14 protein-coding genes are annotated in these 25671 nt (G+C 65.8%); 7 read left to right on the forward strand and 7 right to left on the reverse strand.

Annotated features, from left to right (window positions below; genetic code table 11):
• Nucleotides 1–136: 136 nt before the first annotated feature.
• The 6 genes from ABNQ39_RS35490 (at nt 137) to ABNQ39_RS35515 (ending at nt 6386) form a co-directional block, all read left to right on the forward strand.
• A complete protein-coding gene (locus tag ABNQ39_RS35490; protein ID WP_376967536.1) occupies nt 137–946 on the forward strand; it encodes an FkbM family methyltransferase in 810 nt (269 codons plus the stop codon).
• A 124-nt stretch (nt 947–1070) separates the two neighbouring features.
• Nucleotides 1071–1841 carry a glucose-1-phosphate cytidylyltransferase gene (gene rfbF, locus ABNQ39_RS35495; RefSeq protein WP_174474601.1) on the forward strand — a complete coding sequence of 257 codons (771 nt, stop codon included), beginning with the start codon at nt 1071–1073 and terminating at the stop codon, nt 1839–1841.
• A 30-nt stretch (nt 1842–1871) separates the two neighbouring features.
• Nucleotides 1872–2954 (forward strand): CDP-glucose 4,6-dehydratase, encoded by a 1083-nt coding sequence (gene rfbG / locus ABNQ39_RS35500; protein WP_376967538.1) that lies wholly within the window; start codon nt 1872–1874, stop codon nt 2952–2954.
• A 46-nt stretch (nt 2955–3000) separates the two neighbouring features.
• Nucleotides 3001–4371: a lipopolysaccharide biosynthesis protein RfbH gene (gene rfbH, locus ABNQ39_RS35505; RefSeq protein WP_376967540.1), complete on the forward strand. Its 1371-nt coding sequence runs from the start codon at nt 3001–3003 to the stop codon at nt 4369–4371.
• A 24-nt stretch (nt 4372–4395) separates the two neighbouring features.
• On the forward strand, nt 4396–5376 hold the full coding sequence (locus ABNQ39_RS35510) for an NAD-dependent epimerase/dehydratase family protein (RefSeq protein WP_376967542.1): 981 nt from the start codon (nt 4396–4398) through the stop codon (nt 5374–5376).
• The gene (locus ABNQ39_RS35515) at nt 5364–6386 is read left to right on the forward strand and encodes a GDP-mannose 4,6-dehydratase (protein ID WP_376967544.1); all 1023 of its coding nucleotides are present in this window, start codon (nt 5364–5366) and stop codon (nt 6384–6386) included. Before ABNQ39_RS35510 ends, ABNQ39_RS35515 begins: the two co-directional genes overlap by 13 nt.
• 352 nt (nt 6387–6738) lie before the next feature.
• Here ABNQ39_RS35515 and ABNQ39_RS35520 read toward each other — a convergent pair whose 3' ends face one another.
• From ABNQ39_RS35520 to ABNQ39_RS35545, 6 genes are all read right to left on the reverse strand, one after another.
• Nucleotides 6739–7923, reverse strand: a complete 1185-nt coding sequence (locus ABNQ39_RS35520; RefSeq protein WP_376967546.1) for a glycosyltransferase family 2 protein — start codon at nt 7921–7923, stop codon at nt 6739–6741.
• Nucleotides 7880–8881: a hypothetical protein gene (locus ABNQ39_RS35525; RefSeq protein WP_376967548.1), complete on the reverse strand. Its 1002-nt coding sequence runs from the start codon at nt 8879–8881 to the stop codon at nt 7880–7882. The genes ABNQ39_RS35520 and ABNQ39_RS35525 overlap by 44 nt, the downstream gene beginning before the upstream one ends.
• 2 nt (nt 8882–8883) lie before the next feature.
• Complete coding sequence (locus ABNQ39_RS35530) at nt 8884–9999, reverse strand: hypothetical protein (protein ID WP_376967550.1); 1116 nt, start codon at nt 9997–9999, stop codon at nt 8884–8886.
• 18 nt (nt 10000–10017) lie between these two features.
• Entirely contained in the window at nt 10018–10662 is a 645-nt protein-coding gene (locus tag ABNQ39_RS35535; protein WP_376967552.1) for a hypothetical protein, read from the reverse strand.
• Nucleotides 10663–10745: 83 nt separating this feature from the next.
• Nucleotides 10746–13832, reverse strand: coding sequence for a methyltransferase domain-containing protein (locus tag ABNQ39_RS35540; protein ID WP_376967554.1), 3087 nt, complete (start codon nt 13830–13832; stop codon nt 10746–10748).
• A gap of 72 nt (nt 13833–13904) precedes the next feature.
• Nucleotides 13905–16091, reverse strand: coding sequence for a tetratricopeptide repeat protein (locus tag ABNQ39_RS35545; RefSeq protein ID WP_376967556.1), 2187 nt, complete (start codon nt 16089–16091; stop codon nt 13905–13907).
• 651 nt (nt 16092–16742) lie between these two features.
• Here ABNQ39_RS35545 and ABNQ39_RS35550 point away from each other — a divergent pair.
• Nucleotides 16743–24482 (forward strand): calcium-binding protein, encoded by a 7740-nt coding sequence (locus tag ABNQ39_RS35550; RefSeq protein WP_376967558.1) that lies wholly within the window; start codon nt 16743–16745, stop codon nt 24480–24482.
• 731 nt (nt 24483–25213) lie between these two features.
• Here ABNQ39_RS35550 and ABNQ39_RS35555 read toward each other — a convergent pair.
• A complete protein-coding gene (locus ABNQ39_RS35555) occupies nt 25214–25642 on the reverse strand; it encodes a hypothetical protein (protein WP_376967197.1) in 429 nt (142 codons plus the stop codon).
• Between the last annotated feature and the right edge of the window lie 29 nt (nt 25643–25671).

A 25671-nucleotide genomic window follows, 5' to 3' on the forward strand; every position in this document is an offset into this window, starting at 1 on the left:
CGGACCCGGGATGCCGGTGCCGGGGCATGGCACGGAAAGTCGTGGCTTCCGGTTTCGGCTTTGGATTACAGCAGGTGCCATGGACCGCGGCCATGGAAGGCGCGGCTCACACCGGGCTTGACGGGGAAAGACGCGGATGATCGGCGGACCTGTGGATTTGGAAGGTGGCTTCAACCGCATGCGGCCGTGCCGGCACGGGCTGATGGTTTACAACCGCAACGACCGCTATGTCGGCCGCTCGCTCGACCTCTACGGCGAATATGCCGAATATGAGGTGGCCCTGTTCCGTTCGGTCCTGCGTCCCGGCGACGTGGCGGTCGAAGTCGGGTCCAACATCGGCGCCCAGACCCTGCCGCTGGCCCGCATGGTCGGGCCGTCCGGCACGGTCGTCGCGTTCGAGCCGCAGGAGATGCTGTTCAACATGCTCTCGGCCAATCTGGCCTTGAACGGCGTGACCAATGTGCGGGCCCGGCGCCTGGCGGTGGGGAGCGAGCCCGGCACCGTCCGGGTGCCGACCCTCGACCCGACCTGCTCCAACAATTTCGGCGCCCTCGGTCTGGGCGGCTGGGAGTATGGCGAGCCGGTTCAGGTGGTGACGCTGGACAGTTTCACCCTGCCGTCCTGCCGCCTGCTGAAGGCCGACGTGGAGGGCATGGAGGAGGCGGTGCTGCGCGGCGCATCCGGGCTGATCGCGCGCCACCGGCCGGTGCTGTATGTGGAGAATGACCGGCGCGACCGCTCGCCCGCCCTGATCGGGCTGATCCGGTCGATGGGCTACCGGGTCTGGTGGCACACGGCGCGCCTGTTCCACCCCGGCAATTTTGCCGGAAACCCCGTGGACGTCTTCGATGGGGTGGGCGCCGTCAACCTCGTCGCCCTGCCGCCGGGCAGCGACATCCACATCCCCGATCCCGAGATCACCGACGAGCATGACTGGTGTCTGTGAGGCAACTCTCCGCCGTGACCTTTGACGTCCATGGACGCGCCTGGGCGTCGGTGCTTGATCGTTTCTTCATGGGTTGATTAATAGTCTGCCATGGTCCACTCCTGAATTGGAAGAGCTGCGGAAAATGAAAGCTGTAATACTTGCCGGCGGTCTTGGAACGCGGCTTTCCGAGGAAACGGACCTGCGGCCGAAGCCGATGGTGGAGATCGGAGGCAAGCCGATCCTCTGGCACATCATGAAGATTTATTCCTCTCACGGCATCAACGACTTCGTCATCTGCCTGGGTTACAAGGGCTATGCCATCAAGGAATATTTTTCCAGCTATTCTCTTCACAATTCGGACGTGACCATCGACTTGCGGACCAACACGGTCGAGGTCCACCGCCGCCTTGCCGAACCCTGGCGCATCACCCTGGTCGAGACCGGCGAATCCACCCTGACCGGGGGCCGCATCAAGCGGGTGCTGCCCTATCTGGAGGGGGAGGAGGCCTTCTGCCTCACCTACGGCGACGGGGTCGGGAACGTGGACATTTCCGCCTCGGTCGCCTTCCACAAGGCGCATGGCCGCGCCGCCACCATGACCGTGGTGCATCCGCCCGGCCGCTATGGCGTGGTGGAGCTGGAGGGCGACCGCATCTCCGCCTTCCAGGAAAAGCTGCCGGGCGACGGTGCCCGCATCAACGGCGGCTTCTTCGTGCTGTCGCCGACGGTCGGCCGCTACATCGACGGCGACGACACCATGTGGGAGCAGGAACCGCTGCGCGGTCTGGTCGAGGACGGCCAGCTGCATGCCTGGAAGCATGACGGCTTCTGGCAGTGCATGGACACCATCCGCGACAAGCGCCTGCTGGAGGATCTGTGGATCGCCGGCAACCCGCCCTGGAAGAGCTGGTAAGAGCTGGTGACCGTCCCGATGAGCGCGAACATGTCCGTGAATGCATCCTTCTGGTCCGGCAAGTCGGTTTTCCTGACCGGCCACACCGGCTTCAAGGGAAGCTGGCTCGGCTTCTGGCTCTCCGCCATGGGAGCCCGCGTCACCGGCTACGCGCTGGAGCCGCCGACCAGCCCCAGCCTGTTCGAGGCGTCGGGCCTGCGCGAGCGTCTGCACCGCAGCGAGATCGCCGACATCCGCGACCGCGAGCGGCTGGAGGCGGCGCTGTCCGCCGCCCGCCCCGACATCCTCATCCACATGGCGGCCCAGCCGCTGGTGCTGCGCTCCTACCGCGACCCGGTGGAGACCTACGCCACCAACGTCATGGGCACGGTGCATCTGCTCGACGCGGTGCGCCGGATCGACAGCGTGCGCGTGGTGGTCAACGTCACCAGCGACAAATGCTACGAGAACCGCGAGTGGGTCTGGGGCTACCGCGAGACCGAACCGATGGGCGGCCGCGACCCTTACAGCAACAGCAAGGGCTGTGCGGAGCTGGTGACCGCCGCCTTCCGCCAGTCCTTCTTCCCGCCGGGGGAAAGCCCGGTCGCCCTGGTGTCGGGCCGCGCCGGCAACGTGGTGGGCGGCGGCGACTGGGCGGAGGACCGGCTGGTTCCCGACCTGATCCGCGCCTTCCTGGACGGCCGTCCGGCGGTGGTGCGCAACCGTCATTCCACCCGGCCCTGGCAGCATGTGCTGGACCCGCTGCACGGCTATCTGATGCTGGCCGAAGCCGCCTGGGCCGAGCCGGCGACCCATGCCGAGGGCTGGAACTTCGGTCCGGCCGAGGGCAGTGCCCGCCCGGTCCACTGGGTGGCCGACCGGCTGGCCGCGCTGTGGGGCGACGGCGCCGCTTGGATCGACAACAGCGGCCCCGCCGGCCCGCACGAGAACCGATTCCTGGCGCTCGACTGCGCCAAGGCGCGGCAGCGGCTGGGCTGGGCGCCGCGCTGGGATCTGGCGGAGACGCTGGCCCGCACCGTCGAGTGGTATCGCGCCTATGGCCGCGGCGGGGACATCCCCGCCCTTATGTCGGCCCAGCTTCTTGCGTATAACGAGGCCCGTCCGGTTGCCTGAGACGGCCGGCGTCCTTCCGCATCACCGTTCCTTCCGTGAGACCGTCATGACCTCCTCTTCCTCCTCGCCGGCCGTCTCCTCTCCGGCCGGTTCCGCGGATCGCCGGGAAGACCTGCGCCGCCGGATCCTCGATCTGGTGGCCGAATATGCGGAGGTCGCCCATGCCGATCGGCCCTTCGACGCCGAGCGCTCGCCGGTCCCCGTCAGCGGCAAGGTCTATGGCGGCGAGGAGATGGCTCTGCTGGTGGACTCCGCCCTCGATTTCTGGCTGACCACCGGCCGTTTCAACGACGCCTTCGAAAAGCGGCTGGGCGAGTTCCTCGGAGCCCGCAACGTCCTGACGGTCAATTCCGGCTCGTCCGCCAACCTGCTGGCGCTGACCGCGCTGACCTCGCCGCTGCTGGGCGACCGCGCGCTAAATCCTGGCGACGAGATCATCACCTGCGCCACCGGCTTCCCGACCACGGTGAACCCGATCCTGCAGAACGGGATGGTCCCGGTCTTCCTCGACGTCGACATCCCGACCTACAACATGGACATGCGGCTGCTGGAGGACGCGGTGGGGCCGCGCACCCGCGGCATCATGCTGGCCCACACGCTGGGCAACCCCTTCGACCTCGCCGCCGTCACCCGCGTCGCCGAAAAGCACGGGCTGTGGGTGGTGGAGGATTGCTGCGACGCGCTGGGCGCGCGCTATGACGGCAGGCTGGTCGGCAGCTTCGGCGACGTCGGCACCCTCAGCTTCTACCCGGCCCATCACATCACGATGGGCGAGGGCGGGGCGGTCTTCACCAGCAACGCCAAGCTGAAGCGCTCGCTGGAATCCTTCCGGGACTGGGGCCGCGACTGCTGGTGCCAGCCGGGCCAGGACAACACCTGCAAGCAGCGCTTCAACTGGCAGCTCGGCGATCTGCCGCACGGCTACGACCACAAGTACATTTACTCCCATCTCGGCTACAATCTGAAGATCACCGACATGCAGGCCGCCGTCGGTCTGGGCCAGATGGACCGCCTGGAGGGATTCATCGAGGCGCGCAAGGCGAACTTCGCCCGCCTGAAGGCCGGGATGGCCGAACTGGCCGACATGCTGATCCTGCCGGAGGCGACGCCGAACAGCGACCCGTCCTGGTTTGGCTTCCCCATCACGGTGGCGACCGGCGCCCCCTTCAGCCGCGACGAGCTGACCCGCGAGCTGACCCGCGCCCGCATCGGCACGCGCCAGCTGTTCGGCGGCAACCTGCTGCGCCAGCCCTACATGAAGGGCCGCCCGCACCGCGTCGTCGGCGAGCTGACGAACAGCGACATCGTCACTGCCCGCACCCTGTGGATCGGCGTCTATCCCGGCCTGACCGCCGCCCACATCGACTATATGCTGGACGTCATCCGCAGCTTCGTCCGGGCGCGGACGGCCGGCTGAGGCGGCCGGGCGATGCGCGTCCCAATGCGCGCCCCAATGCGCGTCCTCGTCACCGGCTCCGGCGGCTTCCTCGGCGCGCATGTCGCCGACCGTTTCGCCCGCGCCGGCTGGACGGTGCTGGCCGCCGGCCGCAAGAACGGCGGCGACTGGCGCCTCGCCCGTCTCGGCGTGGCGGCGGAGCCGGTTCGGCTCGACCTGACGGCGCCGGGGGAGGAGATCGCGGCGGCGGTGGCCGACGCGCGTCCCGACCTGATCGTCCATTGCGCCGCCTACGGTGTCGATTACCGGTTCCAGGACGTGGCGGCGTCGGCCCGCACCAATCTGGAAGGCACGCTGCATCTGGTGCGCGCGGCGGCCCAGGCGAAAGCCGGCCGCGTCATCCATGTCGGCAGCTGCTACGAATACGGCCCCTCCGACCGTCCGATCGGCGAGGACGCGCTGCCGGCCCCGCGCAGCCTCTACGGCATCACCAAGGCGGCGGCGACCCTGGCGGCGCTCGGCACCGCCGCGTCGCGCGGGCTGGCGCTCGCCGTGGTCCGGCCCTTCGGCATGTATGGTCCGCTGGAGAACGACACGAAGTTCGTGCCGATGATCCTGCGCGCCTGCCGCGACGGCCGGCGGACCGAACTGACCGCCGGCGGCCAGCTGCGCGACTACGTCTATGTCGGCGACGTGGCCGAGGCCTGCCTGCGTCTGGCGGAGATGGCGGACTTCCCGGCTGGCGAGATCGTCAATCTCGGTTCCGGCGCGCCGATCACCATCCGCGCCCTGGGCGAGGCCGCGGCGGCGGCCGTCGGCCATGGCGGCGACGCCCTGGTCTGGGGCGCCTTGCCCTACCGCCCGGACGAGGCGATGAGCATCGTCGCCGATGCCGCGAAAGCCGCCGCAAGGCTCGGCTGGCAGGCCTCGACCCCGCTGGACGAGGGGATGCGGCGGGTTCTGGCCTTTCTCGACCCGCCCGAAACCCTGCCTGAAAATTTCGGAGTTCTCCTGTGCGCTACCTGATCACCGGAGGCTGCGGCTTCCTGGGCAGCAACCTCGCCGCCGCCGTTCTGGAGCGAGGCGAGGATCTCTGTGTCTTCGACAATCTGTCCCGTCGGGGCAGCACGCTGAACCTCGACTGGCTGCGTGGCCAGGGCGGGTTCGAGTTCCGCCACGGCGACATCCGCAATCCCAACGACGTGCAGCGCGCGGTGGCGGATATGCGTCCCGACGTGGTCTTCCATCTGGCCGGACAGGTGGCGATGACCACCTCGCTGGCCGACCCGCGGCTCGATTTCGAGGTCAACGCGCTGGGCAGCTTCAACCTGCTGGACGCTGTGCGCCGCTCAGCGCCCGAAGCCCTGGTGCTCTACAGCTCCACCAACAAGGTCTACGGCGACCTGGAATGGACGCCCTACGAGGAGACCGAGACCCGCTACGTCGCCCCAGCCTTCCCCGACGGCTTCGACGAGACCGCGCCGCTCGACTTCCATTCGCCCTACGGCACTTCGAAGGGCTCGGCCGACCAGATGATGCTGGACCACCACCGGGTCTTCGGGCTGCGCACCGTGGTGTTCCGCCACTCCTCCATGTATGGCGGCCGGCAGTTCGCCACCGCCGACCAGGGCTGGGTCGGCTGGTTCTGCGGTCTGGCGGTCCAGGCCGGGCGCGGCCAACTGAAGGCCCCCTTCACCATCAGCGGCACCGGCAAGCAGGTGCGCGACGTGCTGCATGCCGAGGACATGAAGACCCTCTATTTCAGCGCGGTGGAGCGGGCCGACGCGGTGGCGGGGCAGGTGTTCAACATCGGCGGCGGCATGGCCAACAGCCTGTCGCTGCTGGAGCTGTTCCGTCTTCTGGAGGAACTGCACGGGGTGGAGATGCCGTTCGAGCGTCTGCCGCCGCGCATCAGTGACCAGCGCATCTTCGTCGCCGACATCGCCAAGGCCCGCCGCCTGCTGGGCTGGGAGCCGAAAATCGACGCGCGGCGCGGCGTTTCCGACATGCTGGCCTGGATCGCCGGGCAGGGGTGAAGCGGACCGCGCCTTCGGTGTCTTGCATGCCGTATGAAGCGGCCGATCCACCCATGGATGTTCGGAGATGAAAAAATTCAAGAATGCTTTCTTTATTGAGAAGAGTTCAGCATTCCATATTGAGAATATAATTGGGAAATATTGCACATAAATGTAATTTATCCTAATATTCCTGATTAAAACCTCCCGCGGTCTAAGAAAAATATATTTTTCTGCAGAATAATATATTGATTTAATCTTAGAATTACTATCTAATATTAATTCGATATAAGTGCGGATATTATCGAGTGTTAATTGATTAGATCTTGTCAGGCGCTTAATAAGCGCCTGACAAGATCTAAAATATAAAGATTTAAGGAAAAGTTTTTCCGTTTTTCAGAATTTTATTACGCTCTATTATATAATTATTGAAATCTTGAACGTTTATGAGTGGAAAGTTTTTGATATACTTAACGGCTTCTTGGCCAATTTGCTCAACAAGAAAAGTAAAAATGACCAGTTCCGTTTTTTTATCGACCATTTTCAATTCTGGGCCGTGCTTTTCATGAAGCGTCGTGTAAATCTTGTTGAGCTGAGCTGCCCGTGTCTCCGGAGATTTCCTATAATTAGTAAGTGTGTTTCCTTCCGTTTGAATTTCCCAATTGTGGTCTCCATCCCGAATGATGATAAGGGGATCGAATAGGAATCCAAACTGACGACCCGAAAGCCCCAGATACCATTGAGCGTATTCTTCTGATCCGCACTCCCAAAACTCTATCAAGAGAGGGAGATATTCGACAGTCCTGTAAACGCCAGTCAAGGTGTTGACGAACAAGGGGGTGTCCGGTGGAAAATGAAGAGAAATCGGATTGAGATAGTAAGGATCGGCGATTGCCTCCACCCCGTCCCGATAGGTTGTTTGGAACGGATGGGGATGGGGCGATCCATCCATCAGAATGTGTTTGGCATTTGAAAAGCATGTATCGACTTGGGGAACCCGGCGCAGAAAGTTGACCTTTCGACGAAGATTGTCTGGCTCCCACAAATCGTCATCGGCGGTAAATGTGAAAAATTCTCCCGATACAAAGCTGAATGCGCGTCTGGCATTACCATCCATCCCCAGGTTTTTTTCATTCTTATGATAAGAAATGCGGGAGTCTGCGCAACTCTCAACCAAATACCTGCTTTCATCGTTATCGGAATTGTCCGTAATAATTATTTCATAATTATCGTATGTTTGTGAAAAGATAGTATCCAGCATATTCCTCAGAAGATGAGGCCGATTGCGGGTGGGAATGCAGATGGAGACCTTGTTTTCTTTGAGGTTTTGCATGATGCCTGCTCTATGGCCGTCCAATGTGCGAAGTCCGGATATCCCGATGGTCCGGATATCATGTGATGTCGGAGGACAGCAATGGACGATCGGAAAAACTTGCTGCCCTGCCCCTGTTACCGGGGAACCGAAGCCATTGACATGCTTCGGCTCGAACCGGTTCTGATCTGTACTCTTATGCTCAAGGAACGGCTTGGCCTGTGGAGCACAGGCGCTTGATCTCATTGATCCAGCGCTCCACAGAGACGAGTTCCTCTTTTTCGACAATACCCGCCCTCGCCAGATCCTCGTACATGACCAGCAAGTCGCTATCCCCGCCGTTCAGATTGCTCTTGGCCAGCACATCGTAAACGGTTCGACCGAGCGAATACATGGGGACTTCGCTGAGGAAATCTTTGAAATTCGAGTGCGGGTTGCGCGCTTGTTCAACAGTGGCCGGTCCGAAGCCGATCCGTTTGCCCTGTCGCCAGATGCCGAAAGAGGCTACATATCCTCGCAAAATGTCTGTGAAGCGGAACGTGACGGTCCAGGGCAGATAAAGGAACGGAAAACTGGACGGATCCATCCACAGAGTGTTCTGAGAATTGAACGGGCAGAAGGTGCCTTCATCCAAGACCACATGGTCGGGAGACGGGGTCTTTTCAAAAATAAATTCTTTGTCGTAGATCATCCGCCAAACAGCGTCCACATCCGGTGCGAGATCGGCCAGACCCTGCCATACCGCGACGGCTGCATCGCTGCCGCGACGCTCCTCTACAGTGAAATTTTGCGCATCCTGGAGGTGGTCCAGCGGCAGTCCACGCGGCCAGATCGTGTCATCGGAATAGAGACGGTAGATGTTGGCAAATTCTTTGCCAGAAATCGCGCCTACGATCTCAGGCTGCGGAACCTTCCATTGGGCGGTCGGAGCATTGTCGTCGTCCGTATCGAACAGAATGGTGGCGCCGCGAGCGATGGCATGGAGATAGCCGATGTTTTTCCGAGCGTAATGGTTGAAAGGCATCAAGCCGGCAAATTCGGGAAACTCTGCGAATTGGTCGTCTATACTCAGAAGACGGATGTCCGACGATGCAGCGGGAGGTGTCTTTCGATCCCCTACAAGGACCAGGTCATCGACGTGCTGTCTGACCACCCCGATGGCGGGCGCGTCAGGAAAAATGGTGGTGATGACACCGAACAGCATCTTTATGCTCCTTTTCCAACCAACGCTTTCCAAGAACGGACGGCGTTCTGAAGATCGCGTTGGCTTTGTGCGAGAAGGCGGGTGCTTTTTTCTTGAGGATCGAAAGTCCGCAGGAGATGGGCCAATTCCTCAATGGAATCGAAGGTCGTGACACCATCCCACTGGTACCAGTCGCAGAACTTTAGCCAAAAAAGAACCGACTCGAAATCCAGATCGTTGTTCGGATCGGGATAGCAGTTCACCACAGGTTTGACGGTGGAACGGTCCATGCGCTCCAGGGCATATTTACGCTCGACCAACAGGAAATGCTTCGTGTGCCACTCTGCTAGCAGGCGTGGCGATGGAAAGAACATTGGTATTCCCATCGAAAGATATTCAAAAAAGGCGCCGCTGCTGACGGTATAGGGAATGACGATGATTGCTTTATGCTGCGACAGTGCTTTCCATGAAAATCCCTTGGGATAGGCTTGGCTGATTGTCTGGACCGGTAGAGCACAGCTCTGCTGAAGATATTCCGCAAGCTTGTTCATGATTGCAGTTCCGGTCGGGTAATGGCGACCGGGACCGATCAGAATTCGGTCCGATTGCGGAGCATAGCTCTCGGTCATATAAGTGCCGGTGGCCGGCGCATAGGTCGGAGTTATGCCGGTGAAATGATAAAAATACATTTCATCGTAACGGTTGTTGGCTGAAATATGGAGTTGGCCAAACTCCACCATCGAGACCAAAAGGCTTCTGAGGCGCTCAATCTCCGTTGGTGGAACAGGGTGATTGTCTTCAAAACGGAAGGAAAGCTGACAATGGATTTTCTTCTCGCAATGCCGAAAGACATGCGCAATCTTTGACGTGAAGCTGCAATAGAAAAAATCAACGTCCTGATTTTGGACAGAAGAAAAGTATTTACTAAAATTGTTGGCCATAACCTCAAAATTGTCATGGTTGTAGGGTTGCGCGAGTTCATGCCGATTGATTGCCGGCAATCCCATGGAGGGATCGGTGTCATAGAAAAATTTCCAATGATCACTCATGCAGTAGTCATGACCATCAATTCCCAATTTCTCGAAAACTTTTTTTGCTGATTGTGTGGTAAATACGTGAAGGTCGTTCATCCAGTACATAAAAATTCTCCTATTTTCTTATTTATTATTGACGGGAAATGTCTTTAACATTGCTTTCGTAGTAAACCTGTCCAATGTAGTCGCATGAACAGGGACCATGCGGCGGGAATGGTTCTCCGCCAAACGGTGACGTTCCCCTGACATGTTGAAGACAGTTATGCTGGATATCAGGCCAGACAATTCCGCGAGGAAGTACATATCGTCGAGTTTGTTTTCCCAGCGGTTCCATGCCAGGATTTTTTCCTTCATATCTGGAATCACACCACCGCGAACGCCCCACATGCCTCCCAGCATCTGCCAATTCAGATGGTGCGGATGGTCACGCATTACGTGGGCTCCCTTTCCGGATGCCAGCCAAGCCTCGACCGCGGCAGCCTCCCGAACGTTCAGCCGGCTGTCGGCATCGCGAACGATCAGGGCGTCGAGCCCCTCGTCGGATGCGGGGATAAAGCGCCAGAACATGCCGAAGATGCCGCCCGGGTTCCTCATCAGGCAAACCTGCGCGCCGTTTGCGACCAACTCGCGCGTAAAATCGTTCTGTTCATCGGTGTAGATGCGAAGGGTCCAGCCCGGATAGATCTCCTTGTAGATCCGGCTGTTGATCAGGGCCCCTTCCCAGTACATCCGCGAAGAACCCCAAACTGACATGCTGATGAGACGCAAAGCTGATTTTCCTGCTTAAAAGGCTGCGAGGGCGCGTGCAGTGTAATCCCTGAGTGGGGGCATGGGGGTGAGAGAATGTGTCCTCATTCCCGCACCCGCACCCAGGCCTGGTACAGCCCGCCGAAGATCATCGGATGCTCCGCCTCCAGCCGGTCCCAGCGGGCCAGCGAGGTCATCGCCGGATCCTCGGGGAAGCGCTTGCGGTAGAGGGCGGCCACCGCCGGATCGGCCAGCCGGAAACCCAGGAACTCCAGCTTCAGTGCGGCAAGCGCGTCGGCCAGCCAGGGCAGGGTGACGTGCAGTTCGTGCACATGCATCAGCAGGTCGCGGCAGGCGCTGGTGCCGTAGAAATCCGGGGAATGGGCGACGGCGCGCGCCGGATGGCCCTCCGGCAGGGCGAGAATGTCGCGGCGGACATGGCGGATGCCGTCCAGCGTCGGCGGATGGCCGCGCTCGGCGATGAAGTGGCGCGCGGCCAGGATGGGGCGGCGGGCGGCGGCGCTGTAGAAGCCGATCTCCATCACGCCGTGCGGACGCATCATCCCGCGCAGCACCCTCAGGCCCGCCATCGGGTCTTCCATATGGTGCAGGACCCCGACGCTGTGGATCACGTCGAAGCGGCGGCCCAGCGCCCCCAGCTCCAGCAGGTCGGCCTGGGCGAACTCGACATTGTCCAGCCCCAGACGCCGGCTCTGCCGCGTGGCGTAGGCGAGGCTGCGGCGGCTGAGGTCGACCGCCAGCACCCGGGCGTTCTTCAGGGTGGAGGCCGCCCACATCGCCTCGCGTCCGGTGCCGCAGCCGGCGACCAGCACCTCCGGCGCGTCCCAGCCCGGCGTGTCCCAGGCGGGGGAGGTGGGCAGGGCGGCATGCGGGAACAGCGCGTGCAGGAAGCGGGGCAGCGGCACCGCTTCCGGCAGCAGGCCGGTGTTCATCCAGCGCGGATAGGGATTTTCCTCGTACTGGGCGCGCACGCCGACCGACACCGGGTTGCTGATCGGCGTCAGCGCCGGCAGCTCCGCCTGGATCGCCGCCTCGGCCAGCGGTTCGGCGACCTGCCGGTCGAGCAGCCGGGCGATCTCCTCGGGCCAGGACAGGGTCTGCAGGGCGGCCGCTCGGTCCCAGCGGTAGAGCGGCCGGTAGGCGCCGAGCAGGGCGACCAGCACCGCCGGCGGCTGTTCGTTGCGGTCCAGCGCGGCCTCGGCCGCGCGGACCAGCGCCGCCAGCACCTGGAACTCGCCATCGGTTTCGGCGAAGACATATTCGTTGAGGAAGCACTGCTCGGCGATGGCGGCGCACAGGGTGCGCCACGCCGGGCGGTCGGGCAGGCCGGGGCCGGTCAGCGCCAGCATCAGCACCTGGCGCAGCCGGGTCAGCGCCCGTTCCAGCGTGGGATCGCAGACCGGGGCGGCGCGCAGATGGGCCAGCAGCAGCGCATCCTCCGCCAGCCCGGCGAGCGAGCCGTCGGCCAGCAGCGCCCGGCTGGCATCGTCCTGGGCGGGGCCGGCGTCCTCCGGCAGGGCCGCGAGATGGCGCAGGGCGGGGGACGCCATCAGCACGCCGGCGATGGCGCGCGACAGTCCGGCGGCCTCCACCTCCGGCCGGCCGAGAGCGGCCAGCAGATCGGCGCGCAGTCCCTCATCCATTCCCCCATCGGCCCCAGGCAGCATGGCGGGGGGCGTGGCGTCGCGCAGCGCTTCGGCGAACGCGATCCAGTTGCGCGGCAGGTCGGGGGCGAGACGGATCGCCTTGCGCACATAGGGCAGGGCCTGGTCGCGCCAGCCGCCTTGCAAGAACAGGGCTGCGATGCCGAAACACAGCTCCGCATCCTCCGGCGCCGTGCGGGCGATGCCGAAGGCTTCGGCTTCCGCCTCGGCGGTGCGGCCGGCGGCGATCAGCAGCGACAGCAGGGCGCGGCGCAGCGGCAGGGGAAGCGGCTGGTTGGCCGGCCGGCCGGCCGTGGCGCGGCGCAGCTCCTCGATGGCGGCGTCGGGGTTGCCGGTCTCCTGATGCAGGCGGGCGAGGTTGTTGTCGATCTCCGGCAGGTCGGGAGACAGGCGCAGCGCCTCGCGGTAGGCCTCCAGAGCGCCCGCGGCGTCCCGGCCGGTTTGCAGGGCGGCGCCCAGATTGGCCAGCAGCGGCGTCCGGGCGGGATCGTCCGGGTTCGCGATGCGGGCCAGCCCGTCGCGGCAGACGCCGGCAGCCTCCTCCCAATGGCCGGCGACGCGCAGGCTGTCGGCCAGCCGCAGCCGGGTGTCGAGATGGCCGGGATCGACCGCCAGCACCCGGTGGAAGGCGGCGATGGCGAATTCCGGCTGGCCGGCGCGATGGTGCAGGGTGCCGATCAGGTGCAGCGTTCCGGTCAGCCGCGGGCGGAGCGCCACGGCCTGTTCGGCTTGTTCCAGCGCCTCGGCGTCGCGGCCCAGCCGGGCCAGCAGCGAGGCGTGGTTGCCCAGGATTTCCGGCAGGAGCGGCCGGTGGGAAAGTGCCCGGCGGAACAGCGCCTCGGCCTCCTCGGTCCGGCCCTCCAGCATGCGGACCAGCGCCAGGGTGCCCAGCGTTTCCGCCTGCGCCTGCCGCAATGTCTGGGTGGGCTGGATTTGGCTGGGCCGGGTGGTGCCGTCGGCAATCCGCAGCGCGGCATCGCAGGCCGCCGCCGCTTCGGCCAGCTGGCCGCGGCGCAGCCGGGCGAGCGCCTGCGCGCGGTGGGCCTGGATCGCCGCGGCCTCTTTCGCCGCGTGCCCTCCCGCCCCATCGGCTCCAGGCCCATTCGTCCCCTGCCCACTCTCTCCTGTTCGCCGCAGCGCCTCGGCCGCCGCCGCATAGCCGTCGTCGGTGCGGCCGGCGGCGATGAAGGCCAGGGCCAGCACGCTCCAGCCATCGGCCCTGTCCGGCTGCCGGCGGACCGCCGCCTCGGCCCAGGCCACGGTCTCGGCCGGGCGGCCCAGGATGCGGGCGGCTTCGGCCAGCGACAGCAGATCGGCTGCATCCTGCGGCGGTGTGCCGCACAGCGCGCGGTACGGCTCCTCCGCCTCTTCCGGCCGCCCGGACCGGCACAGCTCAAGAACCCGTGCCAGACGATGACCCAGGGCCTGATGGTCCGGACCGCTCTGGCCGGTCGTGCTCTGGCCGGTCGGAAGACTGGCGGTCCCGGTTGCGGTGTCGGTGGTCATGGAGCAGGACCTTCGGACTGGGGAGAGGGCTTGGAAGGGGCAGGTGGGCGCCGGATTTCGGGCGGTCGGGCCTCAGTAGGCCTGGTAGGATTTTTCCTCGACCAGTTCGGAGCCGAGCAGGCGGTTCAGGTCGCGCTTCAGCGCCGCCCGGCGGTCGTTGGTGTGGTAGACCTGCCGGGCGAGTTCGACGAAGCGCGGACCGAAATCCTTCGCACGCTCGCAGTCCCGGATTTCGTCCTCCACCTCCCACAGGGTGGTGTTGACCGCGCGCAGCCCGTCGATCAGCGCCACGACCTCCGGCCGCGCGGTGTCGGCCTGCGCCGCCACGGCGACCAGCGCCTCGCGCTCGCGCCGGACGTTGGCCAGCTTGTCGGCGTCGGCGATGCGCTCCGCCTTGATGTCGAGGATGGTGATCTTGTCCAGAAGTTCGCCCCAGGAGACGGGCGCCAGAATCGGCATGTCGGAAGGTCCTGTCAGGGTTTCGGTGAAGCGGGCGGCATGGCTGCGCAGGACGCGTTCGAGCCGGTTGAGGGCGTCGTCCCACGATCCCGGCTTGTCCTGCCGGAAGAGTCGCATGGTCGGATACCAGGGGCTGTCCTCGCGGTCGAGCATCCAGCGCCAGTCCGGGGCGAAGGGGACGAGGACCCAGACGGGGACGCCGAGGGCACCGGCGAGATGGGCGACGGAGGTGTCGACGCAGACGACGAGGTCGAGGCCGGCCATGATGGCGGCGGTGTCGGCGAAGTCCCTGATGTCGGGCGAGAGGTTGAGCAGCGGGAAGCCGCCGGGCGGGTTTGCGGCCTGCCCCTCGGTCGGTCCCTTCTGGATGGAGACGAGGCTGACGCCGGGGATGGCGGCCAGCCGGGCGAAGGGGGCGAGGCCGACGGATCGGTTGCGGTCGTTGCCGTGGGTGGGCGATCCGGCCCAGACGATGCCGACCTTCAGGCCGGCTGCTTCCGTCAGCCGCCCGCCCCAGTGCGCAATCAGGTCGGGTTCCGCCGACAGGTAGGGAACGCGGTGCGGGATGGTATCGAGCTGGGTGCCGAACACCTCGCCCAGGCTCAGCATCGGCAGATGCAGATCGAAGGCGTCGGTCGGGAGCTGGCCGCTGACGAAGCGCTCCACGCCGGGCAGCCCGGCCATCACCCGCTGCAGCGGCGCCGGCAGCCCCAGGATCACCCGGCCGCCACGCGCTGCCACCAGGGGAACATACCGGCAGAATTGGAGCGCGTCGCCCAGACCCTGTTCGCCATGCAGCAGAATGCGGCGGCCGTCCAGCGGCTCGCCGTTCCAGCGCGGCTTGGGCATGTCGGCGAGGGTGGGCGCATCCTTGCAGCGCAACCGCCATTCATACTCGCGCCAGCCCTCCTCCAGCCGGCCGTCGACCAGCAGGGCCATGCCCAGGTTGCGGCGGGCATCCGGGCTGGCCGGGTCGATGACGACGGCGCGGCGGAAGCCGGTGACCGCCTCGTCCAGCCGGTTCTGGTTCAGGCGGGCATTGCCATGGTTGGCATAGCCGCCGACGAAGCCGGGATCGACGGCGATGGCGCGGGCATGCGCGTCCGCCGCCTCCTCCAGCCGTCCCTGTTCCTGCAAGGCAAGGCCGAGGCTGCTGTGGCCGGCGGCGAAGCCGGGGTCGAGCGTCACGGCGCGGCGGTGCCATGCCGCTGCCGCCTCCGCCGCGTTGCCCGACTTGTCCAGCGCGCGCAGCGCGATGCCCATGTTGTTGCAGACGGCCATGTTGGCCGGGTCGAGGGCGATGGCGCGGACATAGGCGGCGACGGCATCGGGCAGGGCGTCGCGTTCCTGCAGGACATTGGCCAGTCCCGCATGGCCCTCCGCCCCGGCGGGGGAAAGGCGGATCGCCCGGCGATAGGCGTTGCGGGCATCGCCCAGGCTGGGCAGCCCGCGGCACAGCCCGCCCAAATTCTCATAGGCGGCGGTGAAATCCGGCCGCAGGGCGATGGCTGTGCGGTAGGTCGCCGCCGCTCCGGCCGCATTCCCGTGGTCGCGCAACAGGTTGCCCAGGTTCAGCCGGATTTCCGCCATCGACGGATCGATCCGCAGGGCGCGGGCCATCAGATGGAATGCCGTTCCCTTCTGCCCGGCACGCCGGGCGACCAATCCCATCAGATGCAAGGCATCGGCCTGGTCGGGCGTGGTCTCGATGATGCGGCGGTAAATCCGGGCGGCGGCGGCGATCTGGCCGCTTTGATGGTGCCGCACCGCCGCGGCGAGTGCCTCCTGAATGGTCGCCATGCTTGGTCGGTCGTCCTTATCGGCCCTGCGGTACGGCATGAGGTGTCGGCACAAGACATCGGCCCCGCGGCCTGCCGTTCCGGCCGCCGGAACGGAATAGCGGGTGTTCCCGAATTCTCCAAGTGCGATCCTGGCCGCACATGCATCCGTATCGCCGCGGCAACGGCAATATTACCTGCATTATGAAATTGTAACGGCAACGACTAGACGGGCTTAAGCCAGGCCTTGGCAGTTGAAGTGACGGCTGCGGGAAAAGCTGTGCAAATGCTCGCCGGAGGAGAGACAAGTCGAGTGGACAGGATCCCTCCGTCCCGGCCCGATGGGGGCGGATTCGTCGGATCTGTGGGTAACCCCAACTTCAACCCCGTCTGTTGCGGATTGGCCATACCGGGTATTTTATCAGATTTTCCAGGCACTTGTCTGGGGGGTGGTATAGGGGGGTTACGATCACTCATAGGGCCTTTCGCCCAGCCGGGCGTTTGGCCCTACCCACTTCGGTAGAAACGCGTTGCTTTGGGTCCATTCCTTCGGATAACAAGGGCACGGTGTGTTAGCTCGCGCTAGGACTGACTCTGCCTGCCTTCAGCCGAGCGTGACGCGCGCCTTAAAGATGGTTCATCCGCCGGCGAACCAAACCTGAAGGGGATTAGTATGGCTGGAACCTTTAACGTAACGACGGGTTCAACCCTATCGCTAGGTACGTATTCTACGATCATCGGCAGCACTGGTACGGACGTCATCACGCTTCAGACCGCCGGCAACACGCTGTCGATCTCGGCGCTTGAAACTCTGATCGGCACCACCGGTACCGAATTCATCACTCTCACCTCCGGTTCCACCCTGCAGGTTTCGCTGCTGGAAACCCTGGTGGGCAGCACCTCGACGGACGTGGTGTCGGTTGGCACCAGCGGCTCGACGATGCTGGTGTCCCTGCTCGAGACCATCACCGGCGGCGCCGGCACCGATGTGATCTCGCTCGGCACCTCCGGTTCGACGATTCTGGTGTCCCTGCTTGAGACGGTCACCGGCAACGTTGGCACCGACGTCGTCACGCTGGGCGACGCGGGCAACAGCCTGCTGGTTTCGGCCCTGGAGACCCTGACCGGCGGCGCCGGCACCGACGTCGTCACCCTGGGCACCGCGGGCAACACCCTGCTGGTCTCGGCTGCCGAGACGCTGTTCGGCAGCACCGGCACCGACATCGTCACGCTGGGCACCGCGGGCAACACCATCGCGGTCTCGGCCCTTGAGACGCTGACCGGCGCTGCCGGCACCGACGTCGTCACGCTGGGCAACAATGGCAACACCCTGCTGCTTTCGGCTGTCGAGACGCTGACCGGCGGCAACGGCACCGATGTCATCACGCTGGTTTCCGGCGGCAGCACCATCCTGGTGTCGGCCCTTGAGACGCTGACCGGCGCTGCCGGCACCGACGTCGTCACGCTGGGCGGCGCGGGCAACACCCTGCTGGTTTCGGCTGTCGAGACCCTGACCGGCGGCGCCGGCACCGACGTCGTCACGCTGGCCACGACCGGCAACACCATCCTGGCTTCGCTCCTCGAGACGCTGACCGGCGCCGCCGCTGGCACCGACGTCGTCACGCTGGGCTCGGCCGGCAGCACCCTGCTGGTTTCGGCCGTCGAGACGCTGACCGGCGGTGCTGGCACCGACGTCGTCACCCTGGTTTCCGGCGGCAGCACCATCCTGGTGTCGGCCCTCGAGACGCTGACCGGCGCTGCCGGCACCGACATCGTCACCCTGGGCACGGCCGGCGGCACTCTGCTGGTTTCGGCCCTTGAGACGGTTGTCGGTTCGACCGCCAGCGACGTCATCGGCCTCGGCACCGCCGGCAACACCCTGCTGATCACCGGGGTCGAGACCATCGTCGGCCTGGCCGGCACCGACGTCGTCACCATCGGCTCGGCCGGCAACACCGTCCTGGTGGCTGGGATCGAGACGCTGACCGCCGGCTCGGGCACCGACCTCGTCACCATCGGCTCGGCCGGCAGCACCCTGCTGCTCAACGCCGTCGAGACGCTGACCGGCGGCGCCGGCACCGACGTCGTCACGCTGGGCTCGGGTGGCAACACCGTCACCGCTTCCCTGCTCGAGACGCTGACCGGCAGCACCGCTTCCGACCTGGTGTTCCTCGGCACGGCCGGCAACACGACCACCGTTTCGCTCGTCGAGACGCTGATCGGCGGCACCGGCACCGACGTCGTCACGCTGGGCACCGCTGGCAACACGGTTCTGCTGCGCGGCATCGAGACGCTGACCGGCGATGTCGGCACCGACATCATCACGCTCGGCAACACCGGCAACACGCTGGTCGTCAGCGGCGTCGAGACGCTGACGGGCGGCACCGCCACCGACGCGGTCACCATCGGCTCGGCCGGCAGCACCCTGCTGGTCAACGTTGTCGAGACGCTGACCGGCGGCGCCGGCACCGACGTCGTCACCCTGGGCTCGGGTGGCAACACCGTCACCGCCTCCCTGCTCGAGACGCTGACCGGCAGCGCCGCTTCCGATCTGGTCTTCCTGGGCACGGCCGGCAACACGACCACCGTTTCGCTCGTCGAAATCCTGGTCGGCGGCACGGGCACCGACGTCGTCACGCTGGGCACCGCTGGCAACACGATCCTGCTGCGCGGCCTGGAGACGCTGACCGGCGCTGCCGGCACCGACGTCGTCACCCTGGGTGACACCGGCAACACGCTGTCCGTCTCGGCCCTTGAGACGCTGACCGGCGGCGCTGCCACCGACGTCATCACCCTGGGCACGGCCGGCAACACCCTGGCGGTCTCGGCCCTTGAGACGCTGACCGGCGCTGCCGGAACCGACGTCGTCACCCTGGGCTCGGCCGGCAACACGCTGTCCGTCTCGCTGCTCGAGACGATCACCGGCGGCGCAGGCTCCGACGTTGTCGCCCTCGGCACGGCCGGCAACACGCTGCTGGTCTCGGCCCTGGAAACCCTGACGGGTTCTGCTGCCGGGACGGACATCGTCACCCTGGGTTCGGCCGGCAACACGCTGTCCACCAACCTGCTCGACACCATCTTCGGTGGCACCGGTTCGGATCTGGTCTTCCTCGGCACCAGCTCCAGCACCCTGCAGGCCAACAACCTGGAAATCCTGGTCGGCGGCACCGCTTCCGACGTGGTCCAGCTGGGCACCGGCGGCAGCACCATCCTCGTCCGCGGCCTGGAGACCCTGGGTGGCCAGGGCGGTACCGACGTCGTCACCATCGGTGACACCGGCACCACCATGCTGATCGGCTTCCTGGAGACCCTGACGGGCGGTTCGGGCACCGACGTCATCACGGTCGGCGCCGGCGCCAACGGCAGCACGATGCTGGTTTCGGGCCTGGAGACCCTGACGGGTTCTGCTGCCGGGACGGACGTCATCACGATCGGTTCGGCCGGCGCAACCCTGCTCGCCAACCTGCTCGAGACGATCGTCGGCGGCACCGGCTCCGAGCTGGTCTTCCTCGGCACGGCCGGCAGCACGGTCGCGGTGTCGGGCATCGACATCCTGATCGGCGGCACGGGCACCGACGTCGTCACCTTCGGCACGGCCGGCAACACGGTTCTGCTCCGCGGCATCGAGACGCTGACCGGCGCCGCCGGCACCGACGTCGTCACGCTGGGCGACACCGGCAACACCGCGCTGGTCTCGCTGCTCGAGACGGTCATCGGCGGCACCGCCACCGACGTCATCGCGCTGGGCACCGCCGGCAACACGCTGTTCGTCTCCGCGGTCGAGACCCTGACGGGCGGTGCTGGCACCGACGTCGTCACCATCGGCTCGGTCCTCGGCAACACCATGCTGGTGTCCGGCATCGAGACGCTGACCGGTCAGGTCGGCACCGACGTCGTCACCCTGGGCACGGTCGGCAACACCGTTCTGGTGTCGCTGCTCGAGACCCTGACGGGCGGCACGGGCACCGACGTCGTCACCCTGGGCTCCGTCGGCGGCACGCTGCTGGCTTCGGGTCTGGAGACGATCACCGGCGGCACGGGCTCCGATCTGGTGTTCCTGGGTTCGGCGGGCAACACCGTCCTGGCCTCGGCCCTTGAGTTCCTGATCGGCGGTGCGGGCACCGACGCCATCACCCTGGGCACGGCGGGCAACACCGTCACCGTCCGCGGTCTGGAGACCCTGGCCGGCGCTGCTGGCACCGACGTCGTCACCATCGGCGACACCGGCACCACCATGCTGGTCTCGGGCCTTGAAACCCTGGCCGGCGGTGCGGGCACCGACGCCATCACGCTGAGCACGGTGGGCAACACCCTGCTGGTCTCGGCTGTGGAAACCCTGACGGGCGGCACGGGCACCGACGTCGTCACCATCGGTTCGGCCGGCGCCACGCTGCTGGCTTCGGGCCTGGAGACGCTGGTCGGCGGCACGGGCACCGAGCTGGTCTTCCTCGGCACGGCCGGCAACACGCTCTCGGTGTCGGGCATCGACATCCTGATCGGCGGCACGGGCACCGACGTCGTCACCTTCGGTTCGGCCGGCAACACGCTGCTGCTCCGCGGCATCGAGACGCTGATCGGCGGCGCCGGCACCGACGTGCTGACGCTGGGCGACACGGGCAACACCGCGTCGGTCTCGCTGTTCGAGACGGTCATCGGCGGCACGGGCACCGACGTCGTCACCATCGGCACCAACGGCGGCACGCTGTTCGTTTCGGCTCTGGAAACCCTCACGGGCCAGGGCGGCACCGACGTCGTCACGCTGGGTTCGGCCGGCAACACCCTGCGGGTCAACCTGCTCGAGACGATCACCGGCGGCGTTGCCACCGACGTCATCGCCCTCGGCACGGCCGGCAACACCCTGCTGGTTTCGGCTCTCGAGACGGTCACCGGCGGCACGGGCACCGACGTCATCACGCTGGGCACGGCGGGCAACACGCTCACCGCTTCGGCGCTGGAGACGATCACCGGCGGCACGGGCTCCGACCTCGTGTTCCTGGGTTCGGCGGGCAACACCGTCCTGGCCTCGGCGCTTGAGTTCCTGATCGGCGGTGCGGGCACCGACGCCATCACCCTGGGCACGGCGGGCAACACCGTCACCGTCCGCGGTCTGGAGACCCTGGCCGGCGCTGCTGGCACCGACGTCGTCACCATCGGCGACACCGGCACCACCATGCTGGTCTCGGGCCTTGAAACCCTGGCCGGCGGTGCGGGCACCGACGCCATCACGCTGAGCACGGTGGGCAACACCCTGCTGGTCTCGGCTGTGGAAACCCTGACGGGCGGTGCTGGCACCGACGTCGTCACCATCGGTTCGGCCGGCGCCACGCTGCTGGCTTCGGGCCTGGAGACGCTGGTCGGCGGCACGGGCTCCGAACTGGTCTTCCTCGGCACGGCCGGCAACACGGTTGCGGTCTCGGGCATCGACGTTCTGGTCGGCGGTGCTGGCACCGACGTCGTCACGCTGGGCACGGCCGGCAACACGGTTCTGCTGCGCGGCATCGAGACGCTGACCGGCGCTGCCGGCACGGACGTCATCACGCTGGGCAACACCGGCAACACGCTGGCGATCTCGCTGATCGACACGCTGGTTGGCGGCACGGGCTCCGACGTGGTCAGCCTCGGCACGACCGGCACCACCATGCTGGTTTCGGCGCTGGAGACCCTGACGGGCGGCACGGGCACCGATGTCGTCACCCTGGGTTCGACGGGCAACACCCTGGCGATCTCGCTGATCGACACCCTGGTGGGTGGCGCTTCGGTCGACGTCGTCACCCTGGGCACGACCGGCACCACCCTGCTGGTTTCGGCTCTGGAGACGGTCACCGGCGGTGTCGGCACCGACGTCGTCACCCTGGGCACGGCCGGCAACACCCTGCTCGCCAACGCCCTGGAGACGATCACCGGCGGCACGGGTTCCGACCTCGTGTTCCTGGGTTCGTCGGGCAACACGGTCCTGGCCTCCGGGCTGGAGATCCTGATCGGCGGCACCACCACCGACGTGGTCACGCTGGGCACGGCCGGTAACACGGTCATCCTGCGCGGCCTGGAGACCCTGACCGGCGCTGCTGGCACCGACGTCATCACCATCGGCGACACCGGCACCACCATGCTGGTCTCGGCGCTGGAGACCCTGGTCGGCGGTTCGGGCACCGATGCCATCACCCTGGGCACGACCGGCAACACCCTGCTGGTTTCGGCTCTGGAGACGGTCACCGGCGGCGCGGGCACCGACGTCATCACCATCGGCACGACGGGCTCGACCCTGCTGGCCAATGCGCTGGAGACGATCACCGGCGGTTCGGGTTCGGAACTGGTCTTCCTGGGTTCGGGCGGCACGACGGCCCTGGTTTCGGCGATCGACATCCTGATCGGCGGCACCGGTACCGACGTGATCACGCTCGGCACGGCCGGCAACACGGTGCTGCTGCGCGGCATCGAGACGCTGACCGGCGACGTCGGCACCGACGTCGTCACGCTGGGCAACACCGCGAACTCGCTGCTCGTCAGCGGGATCGAGACGCTGACCGGCGGTCTGGCTTCCGACATCGTCACCCTCGGCACGGCCGGCAACACCATGGTGGTGTCGGGCATCGAGACGCTGATCGGCGGCACGGGCACCGACGTCGTCACCATCGGCACGGCCGGCGGCACGCTGCTGGCTCTGGGCATCGAGACGCTGATCGGCGGCACGGGCCTGGAAGTCATCTTCACCGGTTCGGCGGGTGCGACCCTGACCGTCTCGGGTGCGGACTACGTGATCGGCAACTCCGGCACCGACGTCCTGACCCTGGGTTCGGCCGGCAACACCACCACCATCCGCGGCATCGAGACGCTGATCGGCGGTGCGGGCACCGACCTCGTGTTCCTGGGTGACACCGGCAACACGATGACGCTCGGCACCGGCATCGAGATCCTGGTCGGCGGCACGGCCACCGACGTGCTGACCATCAGCACTTCGGGCGCCACCTTGCTGACCCGCGGGATCGAGACGCTGATCGGTTCGACCGGCACCGACGTGATCACGCTCGGCGACACGCCGAACACGATCACCGTCACCGGCATCGACACCCTGACCGGCGGTGCTGGCACCGACGTCGTCTTCACCGGCTCGACCGGCGTGACGATGACGGTCTCGGGCGTCGAGTTCCTGGTCGGCGGTGCGGGCACCGACATCGTCACCCTGGGCTCCTCGGGCAACACCGTCATCACCCGCGGCATCGATACGCTGTCGGGCGGTGCGGGCACCGACTGGGTGTTCCTGGGCGACACCGGCGTCACCATGGCGCTGGGTTCGGGCATCGAACTGCTGATCGGCGGCGCCGGTACGGATGTCGTCAGCCTCGCCACCTCGGGCAGCACGCTGCTGACCCGCGCGGTCGAGACGCTGATCGGCTCCTCGGGCAACGACGTGATCACGCTCGGCGACACGCCGAACACGGTCACGGTCTCTGGCATCGACACGCTGACCGGCGGCGCCAACACCGACATCGTCTTCACCGGCTCGGCCGGCGTGACGATGCTGGCTTCGGGCGTCGAGTTCCTGGTCGGCGGCACCGGTTCGGACGTCGTGACCCTGGGTGCGTCGGGTAACACCGTCATCACCCGCGGCATCGACACGATGATCGGCGGTGCCGGCAGCGACCTGGTGATCCTGGGCGACACCGGCGTCACCATGCGGGCGGAGAGCGGCATCGAGATCATCGTCGGCGGTGCGGCCACGGATGTGGTCAGCCTCGGCGACGGCGGCTCGACCGTCCTGCTGCGTGGCATCGAGACGCTGATCGGCGGCACGGGCAACGACGTGATCACCACCGGCAACACCGGCGTGACCATGTCGGTGCAGAACGTGGAGACGCTGATCGGCGGTCTGGGCACCGATGCGATCACGGTGACCAGCGGGTCGATCCGCTTCCAGGGTGGTACTGGCGACAGCATCAGCCTGGCGTCGGGCAGCGGCACGGATACGGTGGTGTACTCGTCCTTCAGCGACATCGCGGCGCTGGGTGCGAACACCGGCTTCATCTCGGTGTCGAACTTCCAGTCGGGCACCGACAAGGTGCAGCTGACGGATGTGGCTCGGACGACGGCGGACCGGAACGGCGACGCTTCGCTGACCACGGCGACCGCGGCGACCAACGGGGTGAGCATGACCAACGAACTGGTCAGCCTGTCCTCCGCGGTCAGCGGCAGCCTGACGGATGCGAACCTGGCCAGCTTCCGCTCGGCCCTGGGGACGCTGACGAACTCGTCGGCCGGTGCGAGCACGCTGGTTCTGGCCAACAACGGCACCAGCTCCGGCCTGTACCAGGTGGTCGACACCAACGGCGACGGCCAGGTGGCTTCGTCCGAGGTTCGTCTGCTCGGCGTCTACAACAGCACGGTGCTCTCGCTCTCCGACATCAACCTCGGTTGATCCGGCAGCGAGGCTTCAGCATCGCGGTAAAAGGAGGGGCGCCCGAAAGGGCGCCCCTTCTTCTTTTCGTGCAGTTCCGCTTTCAGTTCCGTCTGCGGCGGGCGGCCTGACGCCTTTCGTCTCCGAGCCATCCAGGGCATTCCAGGAGCGGCCTTTGCGGGCGGCTTCCTGAAAGAATGCGATAAGGTGCAATACCAGTGCTGGAAAGTTCCGGCCTGCGGTCGGCACTTTCCAGCCCCTCAGACGCCGGGCGGCCCGCGTCCGCGGGCCTTGGCTTCGCGGGCATGTGCCCGCGCGGCCGCCGTCGCGGCCGATACCAGGGTCAAAAGTCAAAACTTTCTGACCCTGGTATAAGAGCAGTGGCAAGTTGATGGCTGAGCGTCGGAATCAGCGGACGGAACGATGCCGGCCGGGTTGCCTTCTCGTCGGCTGGAGTGCGATCGGTTCAAGCGGAATCGCTTGAAGCGCGAATCACACGAAAAGCCAATGGCCTAGAGTCTGACAGAACCGTTTTTGGACGGATCGCCAGCAGATGAGGCTGGCGGCTATTTTGTGGAATGCGGTGAAGATGTCAACGCGCCCATGACCTGATCCCATGACCTGATCGAGCATCTGCCCGACCGTCATCCGTTCTCGATTGGAAAGCTACGCCGGGCAGATGTACGACCCGTTCCGCTCCAGTGCGCGCGGCGGGGGCGTAACGCCGGATGGGCTGCGGCTGGAGAAAACCGTCAGTGGGGGGGCAGGGCCGACAGCCGGTCCGCCATGCGCAGGATGCCCTGAGCCAGACGGACGATGGCGGGCGAGCCGATGAACAGCTCGCGCAGGGCATCGCCCTCGCCGAAGCGCAGGACGAAGCCGTTCGGGTTGAACACGACGGCGACCTTGGCGGTCTCCGACAGGACATGCTGGGTTCGCCCCTGGAACACCGCATCGAGGATCGACCGCGCCAGTTCACGCGCATCCTCCACCGGCAGGGTGGCGACCTCCGGCCCCAGCCGGCTTTCGTTGAACAGGAAGACGCCTTCCAGCCGGACGGCGCCGTCGCCTGTCATGTCCTCTTCGCTCAGGGCGATGTGGGACAGGAACTTGCCGTCGGGAAACAGGACGGTTCGGTCGTCGACCTCGACATTGATGACCAGCCTGCTTTTGGCCGACATGAACTGCGCTCTCCGGACAGAGGGGGGAC

The sequence above is a fragment of the Azospirillum sp. A26 genome, assembly GCF_042604635.1.
GTDB classification, from domain to species: Bacteria; Pseudomonadota; Alphaproteobacteria; order Azospirillales; family Azospirillaceae; genus Azospirillum; species Azospirillum palustre.

Excerpts from the sequence above, each read along its gene's own strand:
- ABNQ39_RS35490 (WP_376967536.1), top strand. The coding sequence starts at position 137 with ATGATCGGCGGACCTGTGGATTTGGAAGGTGGCTTCAACCGCATGCGG.
- rfbF (WP_174474601.1), top strand. The coding sequence starts at position 1,071 with ATGAAAGCTGTAATACTTGCCGGCGGTCTTGGAACGCGGCTTTCCGAG.
- rfbG (WP_376967538.1), top strand. The coding sequence starts at position 1,872 with ATGTCCGTGAATGCATCCTTCTGGTCCGGCAAGTCGGTTTTCCTGACC.
- rfbH (WP_376967540.1), top strand. The coding sequence starts at position 3,001 with ATGACCTCCTCTTCCTCCTCGCCGGCCGTCTCCTCTCCGGCCGGTTCC.
- ABNQ39_RS35510 (WP_376967542.1), top strand. The coding sequence starts at position 4,396 with ATGCGCGCCCCAATGCGCGTCCTCGTCACCGGCTCCGGCGGCTTCCTC.
- ABNQ39_RS35520 (WP_376967546.1), bottom strand. The coding sequence starts at position 7,923 with ATGAGATCAAGCGCCTGTGCTCCACAGGCCAAGCCGTTCCTTGAGCAT.
- ABNQ39_RS35525 (WP_376967548.1), bottom strand. The coding sequence starts at position 8,881 with ATGCTGTTCGGTGTCATCACCACCATTTTTCCTGACGCGCCCGCCATC.
- ABNQ39_RS35530 (WP_376967550.1), bottom strand. The coding sequence starts at position 9,999 with ATGTACTGGATGAACGACCTTCACGTATTTACCACACAATCAGCAAAA.
- ABNQ39_RS35540 (WP_376967554.1), bottom strand. The coding sequence starts at position 13,832 with ATGACCACCGACACCGCAACCGGGACCGCCAGTCTTCCGACCGGCCAG.
- ABNQ39_RS35545 (WP_376967556.1), bottom strand. The coding sequence starts at position 16,091 with ATGGCGACCATTCAGGAGGCACTCGCCGCGGCGGTGCGGCACCATCAA.
- ABNQ39_RS35550 (WP_376967558.1), top strand. The coding sequence starts at position 16,743 with ATGGCTGGAACCTTTAACGTAACGACGGGTTCAACCCTATCGCTAGGT.
- ABNQ39_RS35555 (WP_376967197.1), bottom strand. The coding sequence starts at position 25,642 with ATGTCGGCCAAAAGCAGGCTGGTCATCAATGTCGAGGTCGACGACCGA.